Here is a 15,035-nt window from a genome sequence, read left to right on the forward strand (position 1 = left end):
GGGCATTAGACGGCACCTGTGCAGGGCCGTAGATTGGCGGTCCTGTCTAATCGCAACCGGATACCGTCATGAATGCTGCCTTTCGTTTGGAAAAAGATTTATTGGGTGAAAAGGACGTCCCTCAAGAGGCCTATTACGGCATTCAAACCCTGCGCGCGGTCGAAAACTTCAATCTGACCGGGGTGCCGCTGTCGCACTACCCGAAATTCGTTGTCGCACTGGCAATGGTCAAGCATGCGGCAGCCGACGCCAACCATCAGCTTGGCTACCTCAATGATACCAAGCACGGCGCCATCACCCAGGCGTGTCAGAAGCTGATCGATGGGGAGTTTCACGAGCAGTTCGTGGTCGACATGATCCAGGGCGGTGCCGGTACGTCGACCAACATGAACGCCAATGAAGTCATCGCAAACATTGGCCTTGAGTGTTTGGGCCACGAGCGTGGGGCGTATCATCACCTGCATCCCAACAATGACGTCAACATGGCTCAATCGACCAATGACGCCTATCCCACCGCGATTCGAGTCGGCCTTCTTCTAGGGCATCAGTCCCTGCTCGATAGTCTGTCCGAGCTGTGTGACGCCCTTGGTCGAAAGGGCGATGAGTTCGCCTCCGTCTTGAAAATGGGCCGAACCCAGCTTCAGGACGCGGTGCCGATGACCCTAGGTCAGGAATTTCACGCCTTTGCCAACACGCTGCGCGAAGATCTCCAGCATCTGGAGCGGATGGCCCCTGAGCTTCTGGTCGAGGTCAATCTGGGGGGCACCGCGATCGGCACCGGCATCAACGCCGACCCTGCCTATCAGCGATTGGCCGTTGAGCGTTTGGCCGAGATAAGTGGCATGCCGCTGCGTCCCGCGCTTGACTTGATCGAGGCGACGTCGGACATGGGCGCATTCGTTTTGATTTCAGGCATGCTCAAGCGGTTGGCGGTCAAGCTTTCAAAGATCTGCAATGACCTGAGGCTGCTTTCCAGTGGCCCACGCACCGGGCTGAACGAAATCAATCTGCCGGCCCGCCAGCCGGGCAGTTCCATCATGCCGGGCAAGGTCAATCCGGTCATTCCCGAGGCAGTCAATCAGGTGGCGTTCGACGTCATCGGCAACGACCTGGCCGTCACCATGGCCGCCGAAGGCGGGCAGCTTCAGCTCAACGTCATGGAGCCCTTGATTGCCTACCGCACGTTTGATTCAGTGCGCCTTTTGAGCCGGGCCATGACCATGCTGCGCGCGCACTGCATCGAGGGGATCGTCGCCAATGAGGCGCATTGTCGTAGTCAGGTAGAGCACTCGATCGGGTTGATCACGGCGCTCAACCCCTACATCGGCTATGAGAACGCGACCCGCATCGCGCGTGAGGCGCTGGCAAGCGGTCGTGGCGTGCTGGAGCTTGTCCGTGAAGAGCGGCTGCTTGACGAGGCTGTTCTAGCCGACATTCTGCGTCCTGAAAACATGATCGCGCCACGTTTGAAGCCGCTGGCGCCCTAGGTTCAACGCATCTTGGGTTCAACGCATCTTGGGTTCAACGTATCTTAGGTTCAACGCATCGATTGGAGACCGCCCTATGACGGGAAGCGTCCACATTCTGTACACCGGTGGCACCATTGGCATGCGTGAAGGCCCCAACGGGCTGGCGCCGGCCGATGGCCTTGACCGGCTGGCCCGAAACCATCAGGCGCAGTCGACGTGGGCCACGCCGCTGCCGGCGTGGTCATTTCAGGCACTCGCGCCCCTGATCGACAGCGCCAACATGACCCCGGCGCACTGGCGGCGGATAATCGAGGCCGTGCGCGCGAGTGCGCGCGCAGGCGCCTCCGGTGTGGTCGTGCTGCACGGTACCGACACGCTTGCCTACAGCGCGGCGGCGCTTTCGTTCTGGCTCAAGGACATCGACCTTCCGGTAATCATTACCGGCTCGATGTGGCCGGCAGGTGTCGAGGAGGGGGATGCCTGGCCGAACTTCTTCGGAAGCCTCCAGGCGCTTGAGCGCGCACCGAACGGCGTCAGCCTGTTCTTTCATGAGACGCTGATGCCGGCCACGCGTACGCGTAAGGTGAAAAGCCACGGCTGGCAGGCATTTCAGGCGGTGCCCTACGCCGATGATCGGGTAAAGGAGCAGGCGCGCACTCAGGTCCCTGTCACGTGTGAACTGCCCGAAACGATGCCGAAGGTCGGTGTTTTTCCACTCTATCCAGGCGTTGACCCGGCGTTACTTGAGTCCATGTTGGATACAGGCCTCGATGCCGTGGTGCTTGAGTGCTTCGGCAGCGGCACCGGGCCGTCCGAGAACGGAGCCTTCATGGCGGCGCTCAAGCGTGCCCGCGACGAAGGCGTTCTGGTCGTCGCGATCAGTCAGTGCGCGCAGGGCGGGGTTGCGCTTGCGACCTATGAGGCCGGGCAGGTGCTGCAAGGCGTCGGCGTGCGCTCGGGCGGTGACATGACTCGAGAGGCGGCCTACGCCAAGCTTCACTTCGTGTTGGCTCAACGCGGCTTGTCCGCGGCCGAACGGGCAGAAGTGATCGATCTGAATGTGTGCGGGGAGCGCTCGATTTGACGCTGCCTCTCGTGCAGACGTCACCTCGAGCGCGGTTCAGAACACGCACTTGTGCCTGAAGGTTCTGTGCTTGAAGCTCCTGTTTTTCAAAGGCCCTGCTTTTCAAAGGCCCTGCTTTTCAAAGGTTTTACTTTTTAAAGGGCCTATTTTTTTAAAGGCCCATGGCGCTTGAGGTGGCCCGGCGCGGGTCAGCGCCGCCCTGAAACTGGCCGTCCTCGATCAGAATCGATTCGCTGGCCCCCATGGCCGGTTTGGTCACCACGTTATGGCCCATGGCTTCCAGTAGCCTCACGGTATCCGGGCTGATCCCCTGTTCGATGCGAAGCTCCTCCGGCAGCCACTGATCGTGAATGCGCGGTGCGCTGACGGCGGATTGGATGTTCATGTCGTGATCGATCACGTTCATGATGACCTGCAGCGTGGTCGTGATGATGCGGGAGCCGCCCGGACTTCCGGTGACCAGGAAATTCTTGCCATCCTTCTTGACGATGGTCGGCGACATCGACGACAGCATGCGCTTGTTGGGCTCGATGGCGTTGGCTTCGCCGCCGATCAGGCCGTAGGCGTTGGGCACGCCGGGCTTCGATGAAAAGTCATCCATTTCGTTGTTGAGCAAAAAACCGGCACCAGCAACGGTCAGCCCCGAGCCGTAGCTGAAATTGAGGGTGTAGGTGTTGGATACCGCAAGCCCCGAGTCATCGGCCACCGAAAAGTGTGTGGTTTCGTTGGATTCGTAACGCTGAACCGGGCCGGGGCCAATGTCGCTTGAGGGCGTCGGATGGGCGAGATCGAACTCGGCGCGAAGCGTCTTGGCGTAGTCCTTGCTGGTCAGTGCCTTGAGTGGGACATCGACGAAATCGCTGTCGCCCAGGTACTTGGAACGGTCGGCGTAGGCCCGTTTCATGGCCTCGCTCATCACGTGAATCGTTGCGGCCGAGTTGAGCCCCATCGCACCGATGTCATCGCCTTCAAGCATGTTGAGTATCTGAATGATGTGGACGCCGCCAGAGGAGGGCGGCGACATCGAGTAAACGTCATAGCCGCGGTAGGTGCCATGCACCGGCGTACGTACCTTGGGCGTGTAGTTGGCCAGGTCGTCTTTGGTCATCATGCCGCCGTGAGCCTGAATGGTGTCGATCAGGTAGTCCGCGGTCTTGCCGGTGTAAAACTCCTCTGGCCCATGTGCGGCAATGCGCTTGAGGGTGGCGGCCAGCTCCGGTTGGATGAAGCGCTCACCGGCCTGATAGGCGCTGCCATCGGGCTTGTAGAATGTTTTGGTGCTCTCCGGCCACTTGGTCAGCCGCTCTCTGGCCTCGATCAGGCCATCGGAGAACCGCTTGGGCACGATGAAGCCGTCTTCGGCCAGCGTGATGGCAGGTGCCAGCGCCTTGGCCAGTGAATACGTGCCGTAGTGGTCAAGCGCGAGTGCAAGGCCTGCGACCGTGCCGGGCACGCCCGATGCGTTGGCGGAAAAGCGCGAACGCTCCTCGACCACATTACCGTCGTCGTCCTGGAACATGGTGCGATAGGCCGCACTCGGCGCCGTTTCGCGATAATCGATCGCGATGACCTTGTCGTGCGCGTCATCGGAAATCAGCATGAACCCGCCGCCGCCAATATTGCCCGAGCGCGGCTGAGTGACCGCCAGGGCAAAACCTGCTGTCACTGCGGCGTCGACGGCGTTACCGCCCTCTGCCAGCACCTTCCTGGCAACCTCGCTTGCAAGCTGGTGGCTAGTCGAGACCATGCCGTGCGTGCCGTGTTCCGGTTGAAAACGTTCGCCTTCGAGGATCGCTTCACTGGCGGCAATGGCCTGAGGGCCTGACATCATCAGCGTGGTGACCAGTGCAAGCCACGTACCGGGGCGTTTTATGGATCGACGCATCGCTTTTTCCTTGGTTGTTGTTGAACGTTGACGTGGTTTCACTTTAGCAGCTGCTGCACACGTGCACGGTCTGCTATATCTTCAGAGTACGTGTTGTCGAATGAATGACACGGGTTTTTGATTGTGAACGTGACTTGATGAGAGAGGTGAGCAATGCCGGATCGAGCGCCAGGTCCCCGTAAGGCCGAAATTCAGAAGGTCGAGCGTGGTGTCACGCCGGAAGGCGAGACAGTGTATGTGTACGAACTTCGAGGTGTTACGCCCGAAGACGGTATCTTGCTCAGCGAATACGAGGATCTTGCAGACGCAGAAGATGCCAAGCAGCGCTACGAAAGCGCGGAATAACGTGCAGTGACAGGGGCGGCTTCGGCCGCCTTTTCTTTGTTATACTTTTTTTCCTTTCGATGTCGGATCTATAGGAGCGTTTTGTGACCGATTGCCGTATTGCCCCGTCCATCCTGTCTGCCGACTTTGCACGTCTGGGGGCCGAGGTGGAAAACGTGCTTGCCAGTGGCGCGGACATGATCCACTTCGATGTGATGGACAACCACTTCGTCCCGAACCTGACCTTCGGTGCGCCGGTGTGCAAGGCGCTTCGAAACTACGGCGTCACCGCGACCATTGACGTCCACCTGATGGTCGACCCGGTTGACCGGTTGATCGGCGATTTTCTCGATGCCGGCGCCGACATCATCACCTTTCACCCGGAAGCGAGCGCACACATTGACCGCTCCCTGTCCTTGATCAAGGAGGGCGGTGCCAAGGCAGGTCTTGTGTTCAACCCGGCGACGCCTCTTGCGTATCTGGATTACGTCATGGACAAGATCGATATGGTGCTCATCATGAGCGTCAATCCAGGCTTTGGCGGTCAGTCTTTCATACCTACCGCGCTTGATAAGCTTCGTGACGCGCGCGCGCGCATCGACGCAAGCGGCCGGGACATCTGGCTCGAGGTCGACGGCGGCGTCAAGGTCGATAACATCAAGGAGATTGCTGCCGCCGGCGCCGATACATTCGTTGCGGGCTCGGCAATCTTCAATCACCGCCGCGACGACGACCCGAACGGCTACGATTCGGTCGTCCGCGACTTGAAGGCCGAGGCCGCCAAGGCGTGAGCCGCGACTGGTACCTGTATATGCTTCAAACCCGGCGCGGTACGCTCTATACCGGCATTACCACCGACGTTGAACGCCGATGTGCCGAGCATGAGGCCGGGCGAGGGGCCAAGGCGCTTCGCGGCAAGGGGCCCCTGGTGCTCATGCACTGGGAGTGGGTCGGTGATCACGGCGATGCCTTGCGCCTCGAGGCGGCGATCAAGCGCCTTTCCGCGCTCGAAAAACGCCGCTGGCTTGCGGCGCGGTCATCCGCTGACGCGGTGCGTTGAGCGTGTTAATATGCAGGTGCCCCGCGATTGGACCGAGCGGGGCTAAAATCGATAGGGTGCCGTAGAGTACTTGATGAGAAGCACGCCACGCGGTTGTACCGGGTGGCGTTTTTTTTGTGCCGTTTTCATGGCCTGGGTGTATTGAACGTGTGTGTTGAACGTGATGAGACCATGAACACAGTCGTGCTGGGTGCCGGAGCGGTCGGCTGTTTCTTTGGCGGGCTTTTGGCCGAGGCCGGGCATTCGGTGACGTTGATCGGCCGGGCGGTTCATGTTGAACGCATCCAGGCTGAGGGGCTTCGGATCGAGACGGCCTCAGGGCGTCGCTGGGTCCGAGACATCGCCGCAAGTACCGGCCTTGAATGTCTTAAAGGAGCCTCGCTGGTGCTCTGCTGCACCAAGAGCGCGCAGATAGATGAGGCCGCACAGTTCTTGGGCGCGCGGTTGAATGCGCATGTGCCGGTACTGAGTCTTCAAAACGGGCTGACAAGTGCCGAGCGGTTGCGAAAGGCGTTGCCAAACAATCCTGTCTGGCCAGCACTGGTGTACGCCGCGGTCGGGATGAATGAGCCGGGTGTGGTGGCGCATCGTGGCGGACAGCGTTTGTGTCTGGACGCGCGCTGTCGAATCGAGCCCTTTTTCAATGTGCTGTCAGACAGTGCGATCGAGTGTCAGCTGTATGCCGACATGGAGGCGATGCGCTGGCACAAGCTGTTGGTCAATTGCGCCCTCAACGCGCTTTCCGCCATCAGTCAGTCCACCTATGGGGCGTTGCTCGAGGTGCCGGCACTCAAAACGTGGCTTGGCGAGCTGATCAGGGAGTGCGTGGAGGTGGCCCGCGCCTGCGGTATCGAGGTGGGGGCAACGCTTGAACATGACGTGCTCGAGCTCATGCAGGCCATGGCGCATCAGCGCTCCTCAACCGCGCAGGACCTGGCGCGCGGCCGCCCGACCGAGATCGATGAATTCAACGGATTTCTGATGCAAAAAGGGCGCGAGCACGGTGTGCTCACGCCCATCAACACGACGCTCTACACTCTGATCAAGGCGCTCGAGACGCCGAGCGCCTGAGCCGGTTTCAGTGCAGTTTCATGCGCGGTCGAATCCAGGTATTGATGCCATCGACCAGCATGGTCATGCCCGCCTTGGCAGTGCCATGGATGGTGCGCTGATGCATCCGGTAGAGCGAGGCGTAGAACAGCTTCGCAAGCTTGCCCTCGACAAACAGCCCCTTGGACGAGTTACTTCGCATGAGATTGCCGACGGCGTCGAAATGCGACAGCGACACAAGTGAGCCCATGTCCCGGTAGCTGAACTCCTTCAGGGGTTTGTCGTCGATTGCCGCCAGAAGGTTCTTGTAGAGGCGGCTGGCCTGCTGATGAGCCGCCTGAGCTCTCGGCGGCACAAGCTTGCCGCCGGGTTGGGGGCATGCCGCGCAGTCGCCCATGGCGAAGATATTGCTGTCATCGACGCTTTGAAGGGTCTGATTGACCATGACCTGATGGTTGGACTGGGTCGAAAGCCCCAGCTCCGAGAGAAAGGCCGGGCCTCGAATGCCCGCCGCCCACACGGTCAGATCGGCATCAATGTGCGCGCCGTCGGCGGTTTCGAAGCCGCCGTCATCGGCCTGAGTGACCTTGGTGTCGGTGTGTATACGCACGCCGATGCGCTCGAGCTGGCGATGCACGGGGGCACTGATACGCTCGGGCAGAGCCGGCAGTACCCGCGGCGCCGCTTCAATCAGGTGCACCGTGAGCTTATGGCGGTCCATGCGGGTGACGCCGTAGCTGTTGAGCATGTCGCTTGCGTCCAGAAGCTCTGCCGAAAGCTCTACCCCGGTCGCACCGGCGCCAACGATTGCAACGCTGAGCGGGCGGGTCGACTGGGTTTCCTGGTCGTAGTTATGACGCAGGAAGGTGTTCAACAGCGCCTTTCGAAAGATTTCGGCCTGCTTGGGGCTGTCCAGAAAGTAGCAGTGGTCGGCTACGCCCGGGGTACCGAAATCGTTGCAGACGCTTCCAAGTGACAGCACGAGGTAGTCGTAATCAAGCGTCCGCTCGGGCAGGATTTCATGATCATCGTCATCGATGATGGCGCCGAGCTGAATGCGGCGGTTTTCCTTGTCGAGCCCGGTCATGGTGCCGCGTTGAAAGCGGTAGCCGTTATGGCGCGAATGGCCCTGATAGGACACTTCATCGAGCCCGGAGTCGAGCTTGCCGGTCGCCACTTCATGCAAGAGCGGTTTCCAGATGTGCGTCGGGTCCCGATCGACCAGTACGATGTCGGCCTTGTTGCGCTTGCCGAGTTTCTTGCCAAGCCGGGTGACCAGCTCCAGGCCGCCGGCACCGCCGCCGACGACCACGATTCGCGGATGTTTCATCGATGCTCCCGAATTGAGCAGGCCGCGCGGCGCTGATGCGCTACGCTGTACCTGCGTCTTAAGTTGAAAAGATTCAAACCTGAAAATGTGTATCGGTAGAATAGCGTGCGCGGCAAGGCGATGATAGCGCCTCGCATTTCCTGGCCTATGGAGACTCAATGCATCACTTACTTGACTCGATCGATCTGATTCTGTTCGACCTGGACGGCACGCTGGTGGATTCGGCTCCCGACCTCGGCGGCGCCCTTGCCGAAGCCATGAGCGAGCGAGGCTATCCGGCACCCAAGCTTGAGGCCGTGCGTGACTGGGTCGGCAACGGCTCGTATGTTCTGGTTGAGCGGGCCTTGAACGCCGCCCGCGATCAAGGGCTGATCTCGCCGTTTAACGAGGCGACCGTCGACAGTGTTCATCAGCGCTTTCTTCATCATTACGGTCAACGGCTCTGCCGCAACACCGACGTATATCCCGGCGTACGAGAGAGTCTTGCCGCCTTCAAGCAGTCCGGGCGCCGCCTGGCGGTGGTCACCAACAAGCCGGCGCTGTTCATTACCCCGATTCTTGAAGGCCTTCAGCTCGGCGGTTTGTTCGATCTGCTGGTCGGCGGCGATACGCTTGCGGTCAAAAAACCCGATCCCGGCCCCCTTGAATATGCGATGGACGTCTTTTCAGTGCCGCCCGAGCGCACATTGATGGTGGGTGACTCGATCAATGACATACGCGCCGCTCAGGCTGCCGGCTGTCAAAGCGTCGCGCTCACCTATGGCTATAATCACGGTCAACCCATTGACGAGGCAGGCGCGACGCTCGTTATTGAATCGCTTGCGCAACTCGTTTAGGGTAAATCTGCCGTCCTGAACGGCCTTTTCTTGATTTCTGATGTGCGTTGAGCCTACCCATGACCCCCACGGTGCCCGAATCGATGCAAAAGGTATTACGCTGGCGATGGTGACGCCCACCCTCGTACGACGCTTGAGCCCACCGGGCTTTTTGTTGCAATGATGCGCCCAGCGCAGCTGCCTTGAGGTCACCCATGACACCCGAACGCTTTGATGAGCTGGCACACGCCGGCTATACCCGTATCCCGGTTTCGCGCGACATTCTCGCGGATCTGGACACGCCGCTTTCTACCTATTTGAAACTGGCCAACGAGCCGTGGACCTTTCTGCTTGAATCCGTCCAGGGCGGCGAGAAGTGGGGGCGGTATTCCATCATCGGGTTGCCGTGCCGTGAGCGCATTGAAGTGCGTGGCTTCACCATTCGCCACATCATTGACGGCCACGACGCGGGCGCCACCCAGGTTGAGGATCCGCTTGAATGGATCGATACCTTCCGTCAGCGCTTCAAGGCGCCGGAAGACGATAACCATCTGCGTTTTTCAGGCGGGCTGGTGGGGTACTTCGGCTACGACACCATTCGCTATATCGAGCCCAGGCTTCAAGGCGTCGAGAAGCCCGACCCGATCGACGTGCCGGACATTTTGTTGATGGTGGCCGAGGAAGTGGTGGTTTTCGATAACCTGTCCGGCAAGCTGACGCTTCTGGTGCACGCAGACCCTGCAACGCCTGATGCGCTTTTACAGGCGCGAGAGCGGCTCGACGTGCTCGAGGCGCAGCTGCGCGCGGCGGTGCTTTCGGCCTCGAGTACCGGCACCGGGCGCGATGACATCGGCGAGAACGACTTCTTTGCAAGCTTTTCCGAGCAGGGCTACAAGGACGCGGTCGCCCGGATCAAGGATTACGTGCGCGCAGGCGATGTCATGCAGTGCGTGCCGTCCCAGCGGATGTCGATTCCCTTCAGCGCGCCACCGCTCGATCTTTACCGAGCGCTTCGCCACCTGAATCCATCGCCCTACATGTTCTTTTTCAATCTCGACGATCATCACGTGGTTGGCGCCTCCCCGGAAATTCTGGCGCGGCTCGAGGGTGAGGAAATCACGCTGCGACCGATTGCTGGAACACGCCATCGCGGTGCAACGCCTGAAGAGGACCGAGCACTTGCCGAGGAGCTTCTGGCCGACCCGAAAGAGCGCGCCGAGCATGTGATGCTGATCGACCTTGGGCGCAATGACGTGGGGCGCATCAGTACGCCGGGCTCGGTCGAGCTGACCGAGAACATGTCGATCGAGCGCTACTCGCACGTCATGCACATCGTTTCGAACGTGACCGGGAGGCTCTCACCGAAACTTGGGCCGCTTGATGTGCTGCGCGCGACCTTCCCGGCCGGCACGCTCTCGGGGGCGCCGAAGATTCGGGCGCTCGAGATCATCGACGAGCTCGAGCCGGTCAAGCGCGGTATCTATTCCGGCGCCGTGGGCTATCTGGACTGGTCCGGCAACATGGACATGTCGATCGCGATTCGCACCGCCGTGATCAAGCGTGGCGAGCTTCATGTGCAGGCCGGTGGCGGGATCGTTGCCGACTCCGACCCCGATGATGAGTGGAACGAAACGCTCAACAAGCGCCGGGCGATGTTCCGGGCGGTGGCCATGGCCGAGAAGGGTCTCGACAACCTCTAACTGCCCGCGTTCCTGCGCTTGACAGTGTGGGTGAGGGCAACACACTATGATGTACATGATGCCGATAAATGACGTACGCACCGACGCAGTTTCAACGTGGTGGCCTTTCTAACGCGAGGCGGCCCCGGTGTGTTCGTAAGCAATGAATACCCTAAAAAAGCCGCCGCTCAGGCGGCATTTTTATGAGTGTCCGCCGCGTGGTGGCCTGCACGTTTGTCGAGTAAGGAGATAATACGTGTCCGTTTTGATGATCGATAATTACGACAGCTTTACCTACAACATCGTTCAGTATCTGGGCGAGCTGGGCGCTGAGGTTACAACGCTTAGAAATGACGCGGTGACGCTTGATGAGGTGGCCGAGACCTCGTTCACCCACTTGATCATCTCCCCGGGGCCCTGCACGCCGAACGAGGCGGGCATCTCGATGGATTTGATCAGGGCCTATGCGGGCAAGGTGCCGATTCTTGGCGTCTGCCTTGGCCATCAGGCCATCGGCCAGGTGTATGGCGGCGATGTCGTGCGCGCGCCTGAAGTGATGCACGGCAAGACGTCGTTGATTCATCATGAAGGTCATGGCGTGTTCGACGGGCTTTCCAATCCGCTGGAAGTGACGCGCTATCACTCGCTGGTGGTCGACCGGGCAACGCTTCCTGAGTGTCTCGAGGTGACGGCCTGGACCGGTGACGATGACGTGACCCCCGGTCAGATCATGGGGCTTCGTCACAAGACGCTTGATATCGAAGGTGTTCAGTTTCACCCCGAGTCGATCCTGACCCACCAGGGGCATCAGCTGCTGGCAAACTTCCTGCGCCGAGGGGAGCATCCACTCGATGTCCTGCCGGTGGCCGACACACGCGCTATTGCCTGAGCGTTTTATTCGATCCAAGAACGGGAGTCGTGTACGTGGAGCTTAAAGAAGCCATTGCCCGAGTAAGTCGGCGTGAAGACCTGAGCCTTGATGAAATGCGCTCGGCCATGCGTCAGATGATGAGCGGCGAGGCCGACCCGGTTCAGATGGGCGGGCTTTTGATCGCCCTGGCCATGAAGGGTGAGAGCACCGATGAAATCACCGCAGCCGTCGAGGTCATGCGGGAATTGATGACGCCTGTGCACATCGAGGCCGAAAACATCGTGGATATCGTGGGCACCGGCGGGGATGGGGCGGGCCTTTTCAACGTCTCGACCGCGTCCAGCTTCGTGGCCGCCGCCGCAGGTGCCCATGTGGCCAAGCACGGTGGCAAGGGCGTCTCCAGCACCTCCGGCAGCGCCGACCTGCTTGCCCGCGCCGGCATCACGCTCAATCTGGCGCCGGAGGAAATCGGTCGCTGCGTGCAGGAAGTGGGCGTTGGCTTCATGTTCGCGCCCAACCATCACACGGCGATGCGCCATGCGGTGCCGGTGCGCAAGTCGCTCGGGGTTCGCACCATGTTCAATATCCTGGGCCCGCTCACCAACCCGAGCGGGGCCAAGCAGCAGGTCATCGGTGTCTATGATGAATCACTGGTCGCCCCGTTTGCCGAAGTCCTGAAGCGCGTGGGCAGCACACACGCGTTGATCGTTCACGCCGCCGATGGTCTCGATGAGTTTTCCATCGCCGCCACCTCGCGGGTCGCCGAGCTCAAGGACGGTACCATCACGACCTTTACGCTCGAGCCCGAGGATGTCGGTTTACCGCGCCATTCATTGGATGCGCTCAAGGTCGATAATGTCGATGAGAGCCTGGTGATGGTCAAGCAGGCCCTCAAGGGCGAAGGCGCCGCTGCCGACATGGTGGCGTTCAACGCAGGGGCTGCAATTTATGTGTCCGGGATCGCCGGCTCCATCAAGGAGGGCGTCGCCATGGCGCAGGACGCGATGGACACCGGGCTTGCCCATGAAAAGATGCGCGAACTGTCGCATTTCACATCGGTCTTCGAAGGAGATGGCGATGAGTGAGCTGCCAACGATTCTTGCACGAATCATTGCGCGCAAGCGCGAGGAAGTGAGCGAACGCCGTCAGGCGGTCAGTGAGGCCGAACTCAAGGCACGCATAGCTCAGTGCTCACCCACTCGCGGGTTCATCAAGGCGCTGGAGCGAACCATGCTGGCCGGTGATCCGGCCGTGATCGCCGAGGTCAAGAAGGCCTCGCCGTCCAAGGGGGTGATCCGTGAGCAGTTCGATCCGCCGGCGATCGCCAGGGCCTATGAAGACGCCGGCGCGAGCTGCCTGTCGGTACTCACCGACGTCGATTTCTTTCAGGGCCATGACGACTATCTGGCGGCGGCGAAGGACGCCTGTGCGCTGCCGGTGCTGCGAAAGGATTTCGTGGTCGACCCCTATCAGGTGCTTGAGTCCCGCGCGCTCGGTGCCGACTGCATCCTGTTGATTGTCGCGGCGCTGGACGATGACACGCTCAAGGCGCTTCATGATCAGGCCCGTGCCCTCAGCATGGATGTCCTGGTTGAGGTGCATGACGCCCATGAGCTCAACCGGGCGCTGGCGCTCGAGCTCGAGCTGGTCGGCATCAATAACCGTGACCTGCACACGTTCGATACCACGCTTGATACCACCTTCAGCCTGCTGCCGATGGTGCCGGAAGGCGTAACGGTCATCACCGAATCGGGCATTGCCTCGCGAGACGACGTGCACCGCATGCAGGCCCACGACGTTAACGGATTTTTGGTGGGTGAAAGCTTCATGCGTGACGACGACCCGGGTGCTGCGCTTCGTCGGCTGTTTTTCTAGGGGCCATGCCCTGGTTTGACGCCTAAAAAAAACGCCCGCGCATTGCGGGCGTTTTTGGATGTGGGCCGTCGCTGACGGGGCTAGCGGGCGGAGTCGAACTCCGGAAAGCTCAAGGGGTTATCGCTGATGACGCCTGTGATGCCGAAGTCCCACCAGGGCTCGAACTCTTCGGGCTGGTTAACGGTAAAGCACAGCAGGTGATAGCCCGCTTCCCGTATTTCCCTGACCCGCTCCTCGCTCATGTAGCGCCAGTCGACATTAATGCTGACCGGCGACAGCCGTTCGGCGTCCCAGTGCCAGTTCCTTGGGATCTTTTCATCGAACAGGATGCCGATCGGGGCGGTATCGTCCAGCTTTCGAATGTGGTCGAGCGCGTCCATCGAAAAGCTCGACAGCAGCAGACGCTCTTCCGGCACCTTCTCCCGCACCGTTGAAAGAACACGCTCGACCAGACCGACCGGGTCTTCCTGCTGGCCGATCTTCAATTCCAGATTAAGCCCGAGCCCGCGCTCGTTGAGCGTGTCGAGCGCCTCATCAAGCGTTGCCATGCGCTCGCCTTCAAAGCGCGGGTCGAACCAGGCGCCGACGTCGAGGGCCTTGGCCTGATCGAGGGTGAGCTCGCTCAAAAGGCCCTGACCATCGCTGCAGCGGCGAACGTGGCTGTCATGCCAGATCACCGGTGTGCCGTCGCCGAGGCACTGTACATCGAGTTCAACCCATTTTATTCCGGCATCGGCGGCGGCGTGGAGGGCGGCTCGGGTATTTTCCGGCGCCTGAGCGCTTAAGCCACGGTGTGCGATAAATTTAGCGAGCATGATTTGGGGTCCTGCGAAAACGTGTATGACACGACGGGTGTCGCGCTCAAAGTATAGTTGTTCTGGTCGGATATGCCCTCGCTGGCTACTGCGCGATGGCCTGCGGCTGTGCTAGTCTGCGCCCCACATTGTGCCGTTGGCACAGGCGTATGTCAGTCAACAATGAGTCTCCGAATGAGAGTGGCCGAAATAAAAGATCCTGCAGCGCGGGAAAGTTGTGTGGCGCAGCTGTGCGCTGATGTCTACGGCATGGAAGCGGGGCTCAAGCCGCTGGTCGTATTCACCGGAACGCTTGCCGCGTTCATTGATAATGAGGTGGCGCGCGTGGTGGCGCTGCTTGACGGTGATCAGAAAATTCTGAGCATGGCCCTGCTGGCGCTCGACAGTGAAGGCGATGGGCTCGAGCTTCAGATGCTCGCCACGCCCGAGCGGCTGCGAGGCAAGGGGTACGCCCGTGAGCTGGTTGAGCGTTTGACCGCGACCACAAGCCTTCGCGTCGAAACGCGTGACCCGCGCCTTGAGCAGTTTCTGTTCGGGCTTGGGTTCAACAAGTGGTTCTACGCCGACACCGGGGCCCGCGTGGGCTTCAACGCGCTTGCCAAGGTCACGGCGCTTGGGGATGCACCGGCGCCCTCACGCTTTGATGAAGACGCGATCATTCGAAGCTTCAAGCACAAGAGCGACCTGTTCGAGACCTACAAGCAGCGCTTCACCGATGCGCTTGCGCGCGCCCCCGAGCTGATGCCGGCGTCTGCCTGATCCTTGGCTCGATGACTTG

The 15,035-nt window shown here is 60.5% G+C and carries 15 protein-coding genes; 12 read left to right on the forward strand and 3 right to left on the reverse strand.

Features of this window, described 5'->3' with window-relative positions; genetic code table 11:
• Positions 1-68 precede the first annotated feature (68 nt).
• Together aspA and NAT49_RS00195 are read left to right on the forward strand one after the other, a co-directional pair.
• Entirely contained in the window at positions 69-1,487 is a 1,419-nt protein-coding gene (aspA, locus tag NAT49_RS00190; protein ID WP_251589432.1) for an aspartate ammonia-lyase, read from the forward strand.
• Positions 1,488-1,563: 76 nt separating this feature from the next.
• The gene (locus NAT49_RS00195; RefSeq protein WP_251589434.1) at positions 1,564-2,553 is read left to right on the forward strand and encodes an asparaginase; all 990 of its coding nucleotides are present in this window, start codon (positions 1,564-1,566) and stop codon (positions 2,551-2,553) included.
• A 151-nt stretch (positions 2,554-2,704) separates the two neighbouring features.
• Here NAT49_RS00195 and ggt read toward each other — a convergent pair whose 3' ends face one another.
• On the reverse strand, positions 2,705-4,438 hold the full coding sequence (gene ggt / locus NAT49_RS00200; protein ID WP_374708793.1) for a gamma-glutamyltransferase: 1,734 nt from the start codon (positions 4,436-4,438) through the stop codon (positions 2,705-2,707).
• 153 nt (positions 4,439-4,591) lie between these two features.
• On the opposite strand from ggt, the gene NAT49_RS00205 reads away from it, so the two are divergent.
• The 4 genes from NAT49_RS00205 to NAT49_RS00220 all read left to right on the forward strand — a co-directional run bounded on the left by NAT49_RS00205 (position 4,592) and on the right by NAT49_RS00220 (position 6,893).
• Entirely contained in the window at positions 4,592-4,783 is a 192-nt protein-coding gene (locus NAT49_RS00205; protein ID WP_251589436.1) for a hypothetical protein, read from the forward strand.
• 83 nt (positions 4,784-4,866) lie between these two features.
• Positions 4,867-5,553: a ribulose-phosphate 3-epimerase gene (gene rpe / locus NAT49_RS00210; protein WP_251589438.1), complete on the forward strand. Its 687-nt coding sequence runs from the start codon at positions 4,867-4,869 to the stop codon at positions 5,551-5,553.
• Complete coding sequence (locus NAT49_RS00215) at positions 5,550-5,822, forward strand: GIY-YIG nuclease family protein (protein WP_349773768.1); 273 nt, start codon at positions 5,550-5,552, stop codon at positions 5,820-5,822. The genes rpe and NAT49_RS00215 overlap by 4 nt, the downstream gene beginning before the upstream one ends.
• 171 nt (positions 5,823-5,993) lie before the next feature.
• Entirely contained in the window at positions 5,994-6,893 is a 900-nt protein-coding gene (locus NAT49_RS00220; RefSeq protein WP_251589439.1) for a ketopantoate reductase family protein, read from the forward strand.
• Positions 6,894-6,900: 7 nt separating this feature from the next.
• On the opposite strand, the gene NAT49_RS00225 is transcribed toward NAT49_RS00220, so the two are convergent.
• On the reverse strand, positions 6,901-8,202 hold the full coding sequence (locus tag NAT49_RS00225) for an NAD(P)/FAD-dependent oxidoreductase (RefSeq protein ID WP_251589440.1): 1,302 nt from the start codon (positions 8,200-8,202) through the stop codon (positions 6,901-6,903).
• A gap of 158 nt (positions 8,203-8,360) precedes the next feature.
• On the opposite strand from NAT49_RS00225, the gene NAT49_RS00230 reads away from it, so the two are divergent.
• The 5 genes from NAT49_RS00230 to trpC all read left to right on the forward strand — a co-directional run bounded on the left by NAT49_RS00230 (position 8,361) and on the right by trpC (position 13,442).
• Positions 8,361-9,038, forward strand: coding sequence for a phosphoglycolate phosphatase (locus NAT49_RS00230; protein WP_251589441.1), 678 nt, complete (start codon positions 8,361-8,363; stop codon positions 9,036-9,038).
• Between the two features lie 194 nt (positions 9,039-9,232).
• Positions 9,233-10,717 carry an anthranilate synthase component I gene (trpE, locus tag NAT49_RS00235; RefSeq protein WP_251589442.1) on the forward strand — a complete coding sequence of 495 codons (1,485 nt, stop codon included), beginning with the start codon at positions 9,233-9,235 and terminating at the stop codon, positions 10,715-10,717.
• Positions 10,718-10,952: 235 nt separating this feature from the next.
• On the forward strand, positions 10,953-11,585 hold the full coding sequence (locus tag NAT49_RS00240; protein ID WP_445352061.1) for an anthranilate synthase component II: 633 nt from the start codon (positions 10,953-10,955) through the stop codon (positions 11,583-11,585).
• 35 nt (positions 11,586-11,620) lie between these two features.
• Entirely contained in the window at positions 11,621-12,652 is a 1,032-nt protein-coding gene (trpD, locus tag NAT49_RS00245) for an anthranilate phosphoribosyltransferase (RefSeq protein ID WP_251589443.1), read from the forward strand.
• A complete protein-coding gene (gene trpC / locus NAT49_RS00250) occupies positions 12,639-13,442 on the forward strand; it encodes an indole-3-glycerol phosphate synthase TrpC (RefSeq protein ID WP_251589444.1) in 804 nt (267 codons plus the stop codon). The genes trpD and trpC overlap by 14 nt, the downstream gene beginning before the upstream one ends.
• Positions 13,443-13,522: 80 nt before the next feature.
• Here trpC and NAT49_RS00255 read toward each other — a convergent pair whose 3' ends face one another.
• Positions 13,523-14,257 carry a glycerophosphodiester phosphodiesterase family protein gene (locus NAT49_RS00255; RefSeq protein WP_251589445.1) on the reverse strand — a complete coding sequence of 245 codons (735 nt, stop codon included), beginning with the start codon at positions 14,255-14,257 and terminating at the stop codon, positions 13,523-13,525.
• 219 nt (positions 14,258-14,476) lie between these two features.
• On the opposite strand from NAT49_RS00255, the gene NAT49_RS00260 reads away from it, so the two are divergent.
• On the forward strand, positions 14,477-15,016 hold the full coding sequence (locus NAT49_RS00260) for a GNAT family N-acetyltransferase (protein ID WP_251589446.1): 540 nt from the start codon (positions 14,477-14,479) through the stop codon (positions 15,014-15,016).
• Positions 15,017-15,035: the final 19 nt, after the last annotated feature.

Source organism: Larsenimonas suaedae, assembly GCF_023712105.1.
Lineage (GTDB): Bacteria > Pseudomonadota > Gammaproteobacteria > Pseudomonadales > Halomonadaceae > Larsenimonas > Larsenimonas suaedae.